The 11999-nt window shown below is 69.9% G+C and carries 7 protein-coding genes; 5 read left to right on the top strand and 2 right to left on the bottom strand.

Annotated elements, in window-relative coordinates:
- Positions 1-14: 14 nt before the first annotated feature.
- Positions 15-872, top strand: a complete 858-nt coding sequence (locus ACN27J_RS28430) for a hypothetical protein (RefSeq protein ID WP_421370933.1) — start codon at positions 15-17, stop codon at positions 870-872.
- Positions 873-1003: 131 nt separating this feature from the next.
- Positions 1004-2947 (top strand): galactose oxidase-like domain-containing protein, encoded by a 1944-nt coding sequence (locus ACN27J_RS28425; protein ID WP_421370931.1) that lies wholly within the window; start codon positions 1004-1006, stop codon positions 2945-2947.
- A 12-nt stretch (positions 2948-2959) separates the two neighbouring features.
- On the opposite strand, the gene ACN27J_RS28420 is transcribed toward ACN27J_RS28425, so the two are convergent.
- Positions 2960-4027 carry a glycoside hydrolase family 6 protein gene (locus ACN27J_RS28420; RefSeq protein ID WP_421370929.1) on the bottom strand — a complete coding sequence of 356 codons (1068 nt, stop codon included), beginning with the start codon at positions 4025-4027 and terminating at the stop codon, positions 2960-2962.
- Positions 4028-4171: 144 nt separating this feature from the next.
- Here ACN27J_RS28420 and ACN27J_RS28415 point away from each other — a divergent pair, with 144 nt between their 5' ends.
- Together ACN27J_RS28415 and ACN27J_RS28410 are read left to right on the top strand one after the other, a co-directional pair.
- On the top strand, positions 4172-6076 hold the full coding sequence (locus tag ACN27J_RS28415; RefSeq protein ID WP_421370927.1) for a glycosyltransferase family 2 protein: 1905 nt from the start codon (positions 4172-4174) through the stop codon (positions 6074-6076).
- Positions 6077-6180: 104 nt separating this feature from the next.
- On the top strand, positions 6181-9972 hold the full coding sequence (locus ACN27J_RS28410; protein WP_421372551.1) for an RICIN domain-containing protein: 3792 nt from the start codon (positions 6181-6183) through the stop codon (positions 9970-9972).
- Between the two features lie 188 nt (positions 9973-10160).
- Here the strand turns inward: ACN27J_RS28410 and ACN27J_RS28405 are convergent, their stop codons facing one another.
- Positions 10161-11462 carry an aKG-HExxH-type peptide beta-hydroxylase gene (locus ACN27J_RS28405; RefSeq protein ID WP_421370925.1) on the bottom strand — a complete coding sequence of 434 codons (1302 nt, stop codon included), beginning with the start codon at positions 11460-11462 and terminating at the stop codon, positions 10161-10163.
- Positions 11463-11785: 323 nt separating this feature from the next.
- Between ACN27J_RS28405 and ACN27J_RS28400 the strand changes: the two genes are divergently transcribed.
- Positions 11786-11983, top strand: coding sequence for a hypothetical protein (locus ACN27J_RS28400; RefSeq protein ID WP_416552250.1), 198 nt, complete (start codon positions 11786-11788; stop codon positions 11981-11983).
- The last annotated feature ends 16 nt before the right edge of the window (positions 11984-11999 follow it).

Here is an 11999-nt window from a genome sequence, read left to right as displayed (position 1 = left end):
TGAATGATGGCCGGGTGAGCGAGTACCAGTACTACGACTTCCGTGCCATCGACCGGCCACTCGACGAGCAGCAGATGGCTGAGCTCCGAACGCTGTCCACCCGGGCGGAGATCACCCGTACCAGCTTCACCAACGTGTACCACTTCGGCAGCTTCGGCGGCGATCCGCTGGCCATGGTCGAGGAGTACTTCGACGCGCACCTCTACATCACCAACTGGGGCACCCGGCAGCTGGTGCTGCGGCTGCCGCTGCGGCTGCTCGACCTGGCGACCGCCCAGCAGTACTGCTGGGCCGAGCCGGCCGAGGCGTACCAGTCGGGCGACAACCTCATCCTGAACTTCTTCAGCGAGGACCCCGACGGTGTCGAGGACTTCGACCGCGACGGTGAGGGCTGGCTCGCCAGCATCGTCGGCGTCCGCGACCAGCTCGCGGCCGGCGATTACCGTGCCCTCTACCTGGCCTGGCTGTTCCTCATCCAGGACGGGGAGTTCGGCGACGAGGCGACCGAACCGCCGGTGCCGGCCGGGCTCGGTGACCTGACCGGCGCGCTGCACGAGTTCGCCGAGTTCCTGCGGATCGACCCCGACCTGATCGCCGCCGCGGCGCAGGGCAGTGCCCCGGACGCCGCAGGTGCCGCTGACCCGGCCCGGCTGGCCGAGTGGGTCACCCAGCTGCCCGCCGCCGACAAGGACACCGCGCTGCTCGGCCTGCTGCAGGGCGACGGGCTGGCCGTCACCGCCGAGCTGCGGCAGCGGTTCCGGGCCGACACCGGGACGGCGGCGGCCGACACTGCCGGCAGCAAACCGCGCACCATCGGCGAGTTGCTCGACGTGGCGGAGACGATACGGGAGCAGCCTGAGCAGGCCGAATAGCTCGATCCGGCACGGCCTCGAACGGCTGACCACGACTGGGCCGATGAACCACTGCCGCTCCGGCGGACGGCCCGGCTCACCGACCGGTCAGCCGCTCCAGGTCGGTGATCTTGACGGCTAGCGTTCGACGGGTGAAGCGGCTCACCAGTGCGACCCTGCGCCACCGCGTCCTGCTGCCCGTAATCGGCGTATCGGTCCTGCTCAGCGCCAACGTGCCGCCGCTGTACGGCTTCACCAGCGGCTGGCTGCACGAACGCGAGCTCAACAGCGTCGAGTACCAGCGGGAGCACGGCTACTGGCAGGTCCTCGAACTCCCCGAGGACCAGCGGGTCAACGCCATCCACGCCGCGCTGCTGCCCACCGGCAAGGTGCTGCTGATCGCCGGCTCAGGCAACGACCGGGAGCAGTTCGACGCCGGCACGTTCAAGACCCTGCTGTTCGACCCGGCGACCGAACGGACCGAACTCGTGCCGACCCCGGAGGATCTGTTCTGCTCCGGGCACTCGTTCCTGGCCGACGGCAACCTGCTCGTCGCCGGCGGCACCCAGCGGTACGAGGTCCTCGAACCCGACATCGAACGGGCCGGCGGCACCATGCTGGTCAAGAACGAATCCCCGGACGGCGGTCCGCGCGGCTTCGTCAAGGGCACCGAGTTCGTCGCCCCGGACGGGCGGCGTTACTCCGCCGGGCACGACTTCGTCGTACCGCCGGCTACCAAGACCGACGAACCGGGCGACCGGGTCGTCGTCACCGCCAGCGAGACGGAGGTCTGGGTCGACGCTGCCGGCTTCGGCGACGAGTACGTCGTCGAACGGCAGACCCAGTACCGGGTCAACGGCCTGGTCGGCGACGAGGTGCAGGACATCTACGGCCTCGCCGAGGCGATCACCATGGACAAGCAGGACTACCAGGGACTCGACGCCGCGTTCGAGTTCAACCCGTGGACCGAACGGTACGAGCGGGTCGCCGACATGCACGTCAAACGCTGGTACCCGACGCTGACCACGCTGCCCGACGGGCAGGTGCTCACCGTCGCCGGCCTCGACGGCAGCGGCCAAATCCTCGACGGCACGCAGCACGAGATCTACGACCCGCAGACCAGGAGCTGGACGCTGCGCCCCGACCTGGAACGGTACTTCCCGACGTACCCCAGTCTCTTCCAGACCGCAACACCCGACCTGCTGTTCTACACCGGGTCGAACGCCGGCTACGGCCCCGACGACCAGGGCCGAGACCCCGGCCTCTGGGACCTGAGCGACAACACGTTCACCGAGGTCGACGGGCTACGCGACACCGACCAACTGGAAACCAGCATGAGCGCCTGGGCCGGCCCGGTGCAGGACCAGCGGATCATGGTCGTCGGCGGCGGCGGGGTCGGCGAGTCGGCCCTGTCCAGCGACCGGATCGACCTCATCGACCTGACCTCCGAGAATCCCCGGTTCACCGCCGGCCCGGACCTGCCGGCCGGCACCCGCTACCCCAACCTGGTGCAGCTACCCGACGACACCGTGCTGATCACCAACGGTTCCAGCGACTACCGGGGCCGCGGCCTCAGCGACAACCACACCGCCCGGATCTACCACCCGGACAGCGACACGTTGACGGTCGCCGCCGACCCGCGCGTCGGCCGCAACTACCACTCGGCGGCACTGCTGCTGCCCGACGGCCGGGTGCTCACCGTCGGCTCCGACCCGCTGTTCCGCGACGCCAAGAACAGCATCAGCGGCGAGTTCGAGCAGCGGCTGGAGCTGTACTCCCCGCCGTACCTCTTCGGCGGCGTGCGTCCGGTCCTCGCCGGCGTGCCGGATCGGGTCGAACGCGGCGGCAGCGTCACCGTGATCAGCCCGCACGCCGACCGGATCGACCGGGTGCGGCTGATCCGGCCCGGTGCCGCCACCCACATGCTCAACAACGAGCAACGGTCCGTGGCGGTCGACTTCACCGCCACCACCCTTGGACGGCTGGAGCTGGACCTGCCCGAGGAGGCGACGATCCTGCCGTCCGGGCCCTACCTGCTGTTCGCCGTCGACGCCGACGGGGTGCCGTCGGTCGGCGTACCGGTGATGGTGCGCTGAGCCGGCGGCTGCTCACCCGGTCTGGTCGACCAGTTGCAGCGCGTACTCGGGCCACCACCCGCCGGCCGGTGGCTCGCCCGGCCGGCAGTCGCCGTCGGACTCGCCCGGACGCTTGATCCAGAGCAGGGCGTCGACCCGGTCCAGACCGGTCGTCGTGGTCGGCGCCTCCCCCAGCGACCGGCCGGGCGGGTTGCACCAGGACGGGCCGCCGTCGATGGTGGCGCCGTCGACCGGCCCGGCACCGTTGCGGCTGGTGTCGACGACGAACCGGGTACGCCCGCCGAGTTCGTCGGACAGCCGGCGGCCGTAGTCGACGTTCGCCTGCGTACCGATGAAGTTGGAGACGTTGAGCGCGAAGCCGTCGGCCCGCTCGATCCCGGCCCGGCGCAGCGCGTCGGCCAGCTTCGGCAGGTCGGCCACCCAGCGGGCATGGCCGGCGTCGAGATAGACCTGGGCGCTGCCGGTCTGCTTGAGTACGGCGACCGCGTCGGCGAGCAACGCCAACCGTTCGTCGGCGGTGCCCGCGCCGCAGCTGTCCAGGCTGTGCGCCACCGCGTCCGGTTCGACGACCACGGTGACCGGGCGGCCGGCGATCCCGGCCGCGAACTCGCGGACCCAGGCCCGGTAGTCGTCGCCGTCGAGCGCACCACCACCGCTGAAGCTGCCGCAGTCCCGGTCCGGGATGTGGTACGCCACCAGCACCGGCATGCCGCCGGCGGCGTCGGCCCGGGTCAGCACGGCGTCGACGTCGGCGCGCACCGCAGCGGTGCCGCTGGTCACCCACACCGCCATCGGCTGGTCGCTGATCCGCCGGAGCCGCTCGGCGTCACCGGTGCGGCCGGCCGCCGCCCAGGCGGTGACCTGGTCGGCGGCGGCACCGGTCGGATCGACGAACAGCTCCGCTCCGGCGAGCGGCACCTCGACCGGCTGTCCGGTGGTGCCGGCGGTCCGGGCGTCCGTGATCTGGTCGCCGAGACCACCGGCCCGCTCCGACGGGGCGGTGCCGCAACCCGCCAACAGACCCAGGAACAAGCCGATGGGCAGGGCAAACCTCGACTGGCGGACTATCGACAGCAGCACCGTTCGTCCTCCGTCACTGGCGCAAAGCACGGCCGAGACTAGCTCAACCGGCTGATCCGGGCAGGCCTTCCCGGTGCCTAGGACCGTCGAAACCAGCGGCCGGGCGTGGGCCGGTGGGCGCGACTGCGGGGCGGCTTGCGGCTTGTGGCAGAACCATTCGACATCCCGGTGTACGGCCGGTCCTGGGCCCGACTCGAATCCTATAGCCGACTCGCCGGCCCGCTGAACGAGCCGCCGGGCGACGCGCCCTACCGGGTGCGCTACCGCAGCCTGCACGGAGCGCACGGCAACCGGCGGATCGTCACCGCGGTGGCGATCGCGCTGGCGAACATCTGCTTCGAGGTGTTCTTCTTCGTCTGGCTGCTGCAGCCGGGGCATTTCGCCGACACCAACCCCGGGCCGGTGGCCGAGGCGGCCCGGGTCGCCAACATCTTCGTCATCTGCTCGATCGCCGTCGTCGAGGCGTTGCGGCTGGTCAACGTACTGTCATTGTCGCTGGCCTCGGTGATCGCGCGGGATCCGGTGCCGGTCGTCCCACCCCGGGGCCTGCGGGTCGCCTTCCTCACCACGATCGTGCCGAGCAAGGAACCGATCGCGGTGGTGAGCGACACGCTGCGCGCGGCGAAGCGGATCCGCCACCGGGGTGTGTTCGACATCTGGCTCCTCGACGAAGGCGACGACGACGAGGTCAAGGCGGTCTGCGACGAACTCGGCGTCCGGCACTTCACCCGCAACGGCGTCGAGCGGTACAACCAGCGTCGCGGGCCGTTCCGGGCCCGGACCAAACACGGCAACTACAACGCCTGGGTCGACGCACATGGCGACCGCTACGACGTGTTCCTGTCCGTCGACCCCGATCACGTGCCGCTGGCCAACTTCGCCGAACGGATCCTCGGCTACTTCCGCGACCCGGACGTGGCGTACGTCGTCGGCCCGCAGTGCTACAAGAACGGCGAGTCGTTCGTCACCCGGGCCGCCGAGTCGCAGCAGTTCCCGTTCCACAGCGTCATCCAGCGGGCCGCGAACGCGTACGGCACGTCGATGCTGGTCGGCACCAACAACGCGGTACGGATCAGCGCGTTGCGCAGCGTCGGCGGGCTGGCCGACTCGATCACCGAGGACATGGCGACCGGGCTGGCCGTGCACACCACCCGCAACCCGTCGACCGGTCGGCGCTGGAAGTCGGTGTACACCCCGGACGTGCTGTCCGCCGGCGACGGCCCGGCCAGTTGGAGCGACTACTTCTCGCAGCAGCGGCGCTGGTCGCGGGGCACCTTCCAACTGCTGGTCGGCCGCTACTGGCGGCACTTCCCCCGGCTGTCCGCCGGCGGGATGCTGCACTACACGCTGATCACCACCTTCTACCCGTCGATGGCCGTCGCCTGGCTGCTCGGCATCGTCAACGCCGTGCTGTTCCTGGCTCTCGGCGTCAGCGGCATGACGATCTCACCGCAGATCTGGTTCGCCCTCTACACCGACGCCACCGCCTTCTCGCTCTGGCTCTACCTGCACAACCGGCGGTACAACGTCAGCCCTTACGAGGCACCCGGTTCCCGCGGCCTCAAGGGCATGCTGATGTCGATCATCTCGGCGCCGGTCTACGCCGGGCAGCTCGTCAGTACGCTGCTGCGCCGCCCGGCCCGGTTCGTGGTCACCCCGAAAGGGGCGCACAGCAGCAGCGACGGCCTGTACACGTTCCGGGCGCACCTGGGCTGGTTGCTGGTGCTCGCCACCGCGGTCGCGGTCGCCGTCGCCCGCGACTACGCCAGCCTGCCGTCGCTGCTCTGGCCCGGGGTGGCGTTGCTGGTCTGTCTGCTGCCGGTCGTGCTGTGGCGGCGGGACCTGCGCCTGCGCTCCCGCCCGGTGCCCACCGTCGGCGGCGACGACGCTGACGCACCGGCGCCGGTCGCCGAGGTACGCAGTCCGGACCGGGCCGGCGACATCACCATGGAGATCCCCCGTGCACTGCTGGCGGCGCACCTGGCGGGTCGGTCGGTCGACGGTCAGCCCGACGAACCGGTTCAGGAGGGCGACAAGGGCACACCGTGAGCCGACGGACCGGACCAGGGCAAAAGCAGAGATCGACAGATGGCGAATAATACAGACTGCCACTGATGACTCACAGGCAGTTGTCGAGCGAGGCTGGCCGGGTGATGACACACCGCTTGTTGCTGGCCGCCGTACTCGCGGCCGCGCTCACCAGTCCGACGTGGAGCCCGCCGCTGATGGCGCAGGCCGGCCCACCGGCGACCGCCGTCGGCACCGCCACCGTCGGCACCGCCGCGACCACCGTCGGCGCAGCCACCGTCGGCACCGCCGCGACCGCGAACGGCCCGCAGTCCACCAGCCGCCCGAACCTGAGCATGGTCAACCGGATCAGCGGCGGCCTCGACGGGCTGCCCGACTGGTCGCGGGTGGGCTACCAGGGTGGACAGCCGCTGCCCGGCGACCACCTCACGACCACCGACGCGGCCTGCCGCCTCGACCCGAGCCGGTTGGCCGGTGAGTTCGGCGTGGTCGCCGACGACGGCCTCGACGACAGCGCCGGCCTGCAGGCCGCCATCGACCATGTCCGCGACGCATGCTCGCCGTCGGCCAACTTCCGCCGGTTGTCACTGATCAGCCTGCCGGCCGGCCGGATAGACGTGTCCCGGCAGATCTACGTCGACGCCAACTTCCTGGTCCTGCGCGGTCAGGGAGCCGGCACCGGCGGCACCCGGGTGGTGTTCCGGCCGGACACCGACACCCGCTACGACACCCTCAGCAGCGACGGCAGCCGCTGGGAGCCGAACGGAATGAGCTACGGCAGCGGCAACGACGTCGGCAAGGGCGGCTGGATCTGGCCGGGCCGGGCCCTGTTCAAGGTGCAGACCCGCCAGGTGGCCAGCCGCTACCAGGACGAGTGGCAGGCGGCGCCGGCCAACCGCAAGGACCTGTTCGAGGGATCCGTCAACCAGCACTGGGTCTCCGGGCAGAAGCTTGCCGGCCGCAGCGACGACCCCGGGTTCTCCGCCCGCACCGGACAGACCGTCATCCATCTGGCCGGCAACACCAACATGTCGAAGTTCTCCCCCGGCGGCTACGTCTGGGTCGGCGCGGCCAACAGCATCAACTTCTACGAACAGCAGGGCGTCACCTACGCCGAGCACGCCAGCATGATGGAGAACCTCCACATGCGGCAGCAGATGTTCCGGGTGACCCGGGTGAACTCGTCAGCCAAGACGATCACCCTGGACCGACCGCTGGAGTACGACCTACCGGTCGACTCGGTCTCCGACGGCTCGCCGCCGCTGCTGACCGAGACACCGTTCGCCAGCAAGGTCACCCCGCTGACCGCGGTCGAGGGCGTCGGACTGGAGAACTTCGCCTTCACCCAGGAGATGACCGGGCTGCCCAGGCTCGGCGGCGGCACGTACGCCCTCGACCCGGCCGACGCGGTGCACAACTACGGCAACCTCGCCCCTGAGTACGCCATGAACGGGGTGCTGTTCAAGTGGGCGGCCAACAGCTGGGTCCGTGGCCTGTCCGGCACGATGACCGGATCCCACCCGGTGGTCACCGAGGTCGCCCGCAACCTGCAGATCGAGGACAACACCTTCGACGGGGCGTGGAACAAAGGCAAGGGCGGCAACGGCTACCTGCGCGGCAGCCGCGTCTGGGACTCGCTGTACGCGTACAACACCAGCCGTAACCTGCGGCACTTCACCTTCCAGTGGTCGGCCAGCGGCAACGTGGTGTTCCGCAACGACCTCGACTCCGACCTGAACCTGCACGGCGGCTGGGAACGGTACAACCTGTTCGAGGGCAACACCGTGCGGGTGCCGTACGAGCACAGCTCGGGCAGCTGCACCGCCAACTGCGGCGGCGAGGGCGGCCAGGTCGACGAGGGCACCTGGTATCCGATCTGGTGGGCGGCCGGGCCGAAGGCGATCAAGTGGTCCGGGTCGGCCGGGCCGCAGAACGTCTTCTACCACAACGAACTGTCCAAACAACTCACTCCCGGCGGTCCGTACGTGACGTACGAGCCGTACTCGGTGACCGGCACCACCGACCCGGCCGACACGATCTACCAGTTCGGCTCCGACCCGGCCCACCCGCGCCGGTTCCGCCATCTGAGCGCAGCCGGGTCGGTGATCCCCGACTGGTCGGGTCGGGAAACTCTCGACTACACGGGCGGGCAGGGCGTCGTCGCCGCCACCGGGTACCGCCATCCGTCACTGTTCCTGAACGACGTCGGACAGCTCGAACCCCGCATCGAGGAGGTCCGCCAGGCGGCCACCTGGAACATGCAGGGTGCCGGCACGTCCGGCGGCTGGACCGGCCAGGACGGCGAATACGAGGACAAGTACGTCAACGGAGTCCTGCCGCTGGCCGTGGGCGGCGCCACAGTGATCGCGTTGCAGGAGGCCGGTGCGCCACCGCCCAGTGCCGGGCCGCCGACCGACCACCAGCAGGCCAACTTCCAGCGGGCCGACGGGACGTTCCCGCCGGTGCGGGAGTACCGCCACGGCGGAACCGCCCGCCGCCCCCAGGGCTACCTCTACTGGCTGCACACGGACACCTCGGCGAACGGGCCGGGCCGGGTCAACCTGGCCGTCGCCACCCGCCACCAGGTACCCGCGGACGGGATCTTCGTGGTCGCCTCGCCGATGGGCGGCCGGCCGGCGCTGGGGGTGAACGTCGGCGGCACGGTCTTCTTCACCGTGCACGGTTTCTCCGGCAACGGAAACGACATGCCGGGACTGCTCGGCGCGATCCGGCAGCGGATGCTCACCGCCGGGCCGGGCAACCAGCCGCTGGACTGGGTCGCGATGGGCGACTTCAACCGTGATCCGGACAACCTGGCCAACGCGCTGCCCGCCGGGCAGTTCCGGGTGCACGCCCCGCCGACGCCGACCCACCCGACCCAGGATCCGCAGCGGTTCCTCGACTACGCGGTGGTGCCGGACACCGGCAACGTACCCCGGGTCACCGGCTCCGAGACCCTGTCGCAGATCCTGCTGTCGGATCATCTGCCGGCCCGGTTCCGGCTGGTCCTGGAAGCCGCGGCCGACCCGCCGGAGCTGGTGGCGCAGCCGACGCCGCCCGGCAATGCGGTGCTGCGCAACGCCGGCACCACCAACGTCGCCGACATCGACCGTTTCGGCAGCGACAACGAGATCCTCGACGTACCGTTCCATTCGGGTTTCCAGCAGCGGTGGTGGTTGGACCCGAGTGCGGAGTTCCCGTCCTACTACCGGCTGGTCCACCTGCTCACCGGCAACTTCCTGGGCCAGGAGGGCTCAGTGACGGACGCGCCGGTGGTGCAGTGGCCCAACGAGGCGGCGGATCAGCTCTGGCGGCCCGACTACCAGGGCGACGGGACGTGGACGTTGCGCAACATGGTCACCGACCAGTTGCTGACCGCGCTACCCGGCTCGCACCGGCTGGCCGGGCGGGACTGGAACGGGTCGGCCGAGCAACGCTGGTTCTTCCAGAGCGAGGAGTCGATGTCCGACCTGCGGGAGATCAACCACTTCCCGCCGCAGCAGCAGACCGACCTGGTGGTCGACATCTCCGGCGGCGGCAACGCCGACGGCACGCCGGCGATCCTGCACGCCGAGAACGACGGTGACAACCAGCGGTTCAGCGTCATCCCTGCCGGGCAGACCGATGGCCAGGACTGCTACTACCTGGCCAACGCCGGCGGCTACCTGAGCGCCGCGCCGGCCGGGGTGTCCGTCGACGGGGCACCGGTCGCGCTGCACCGCTTCCGGGGCAACACCGACGGCTACCTGTGGTGCGAGAGCCAGGGGTCACTGTCGATCGCGTTGGCGAACCGCACCGTCGTGGCCGGGGTGCCGCAGGACCTGTACCTGTCCGATCACGGTGTCGGCAATCAGCTCACCGTCGAACAGGGCGACCCGCAACTGATCCAGACGTGGCTGTGGGAGGCGGCAAGCTGATCGCCGGGCCGGTCGGCCCGAGCAGCCGGCCCGGACAGGGCTGAGCAGCCATCGCGGAAGGCCCGAGCAGCCGGACGCGAAACGGCCCGCCAGGGAGATCCCTGGCGGGCCGTTCACCGTGGTAGCGGGGACCTCCGGGCCACAGCAGGTCCGCCGAGCGCGGCAAAGTCGACCGACGGTCACCCTCCTCAGCCGACGTCAACATGACTGCGGTGGGAGGCGGCAATCTCTGCGGCTTCGCGGCGGGCAGCGGCAGGCAGCCGCTCGCGCGTGAGCCGGTCCGCCGCCGTCCACATCCCGTCGACCAGCATCTGACCAGTCCCGGTCAGCTGGCCGCTCCGACTGATCACCTGCAACGTGTCCCGCACGGCGGCGCGCCACCGGGCGAACCGTACCTGGGCGAGGTGGATGTCGGTCGGATCGGTTTCGACCCGTTGCTGCCGTTGCCAGAACGTGGCGACCGCGAGATGGGCGTACGCGCCGTGCAGCAGCGCGGCTAGGGGCCGCAGATCCCGGCGCCACGGCGCGTAGTAGCGCTTGTCGTCATCCGTCGGAACGATCAGCGGGAGGGCGTCGCTCAGTGCGAGCAGCTTGGCGTGCTGCAGTTCGTGTGCGAGGGTGACCGCTACCGTCCGCGTGTCGTCCGGGGAGGACATTGCGACGGCACCAAATGCGCCCGCGAAGGTAGCACTGCCGACCGAACTGCCCAGCAGTTGCATCGGTACGACGGCGGTGACGCACTCGGCGACCTCCGCCGCGACCTCGGGATGATGTTCGGCGAGCAGCAGCCAGCCAGCGCGGACGCCGCCGGTCCAGCGGCGCAGGTCGAGGTGGCGCTCGTCGACGGTACGGGGCCACCCTGGTTCGTCGTTGCCGAGCCCTTGCCACCCCGAACCGTCAATGGTGACCTGCCGGCGGATCAGCACCTGCGGTAGACCGTCCCAGCCCCGCGAGGTCGGCCTGTCCCCAGCCGCAGATCGGTGAGCCGTCGGGGTGGGAACGATCACCTGCCGCCCGGCCCGTTCCAGCAGCACCAGGTCACCGTCCGCGCGCCGCACGCGTAGCGAGTCGCAGGTGCCTCCAGGCAGGGTCGCGATGCCCAGGGACGGCAGCACGATGCCGTGGTCGGAACGACTTGCGCCGAGCGGCACCTCGGCGGTGGCCCCGCAACGTGCCGCCACTGCGGCCGCGACCAGGGCGAGTCGGCCCGGTTGAGCGGGTCGGTGGCTGGAAAGCGCCGCCACGGTGCGACCCAGCCATGCCCCAACCGCCGGATAGCAGAGTACGTCGTGCACCGCAGTGGTCGAGTCGCGCTCGAGATCAGCCAGCAGCCGGTATGCGTACATGGTCTGTCTTGCTTCCGGATGGCTGGTCCGTCGCGCGAGGTCGGGCAGCATCCAGCAGAACAGTCTGCTGCGGCTGTTCTGCAGTCCGGCGAGGACTCGGATGCCGGCGGGGGCACCACCACCTTGCGCGAACTCAGTCAGCATGTTCCTCGAGAATCGGTGCGGTTGGATCATGCCTGCTCCCGAAGCGCCTGGTTACCGACTTGCTACCGCAGTCTTCGCCCCACCTATTCATCGATGATCGCACATCATTGCCGCCGAGTGGAGCGCATGGTCGATCACCCGAGGAAGTGACATTGACCCGCCCGACTGTCCGACAGTCGTGGATCCGACTTTCCGCAGCGTCCACAGAGACTGCGCGACGTCGGTGAGGATTTCGGCGATCTGCACTACGATTGGCGTTCCACGCCGCAGCGAGCGACGATGCTCCCGCGCAACAGGGCACCCCCGGCAGACAGGACCGGCGAATGACCCAAGATCGGCACGAGCAAGAGACACTTCTCGTCGACCTCACCGACGTCGACCTGCACACCCTGTCCGAGTTACCACCAGATGCCCTGCAGATCTCCCTCGATCACCTACTCGACGAACGATTGAATCCGATCGCCTTCTTCCTTGGTCAACACGATGGCGATCCGGCGAGCAGCGCCGCACAACCCTCATGATCGAAAGAGATTCAAG

Origin of the sequence: Solwaraspora sp. WMMB762, from assembly GCF_049179115.1 — a bacterium.
In the GTDB taxonomy this organism is placed as follows: Bacteria; Actinomycetota; Actinomycetes; order Mycobacteriales; family Micromonosporaceae; genus Micromonospora_E.
This window is presented reverse-complemented; position numbering and strand designations above follow the sequence as displayed.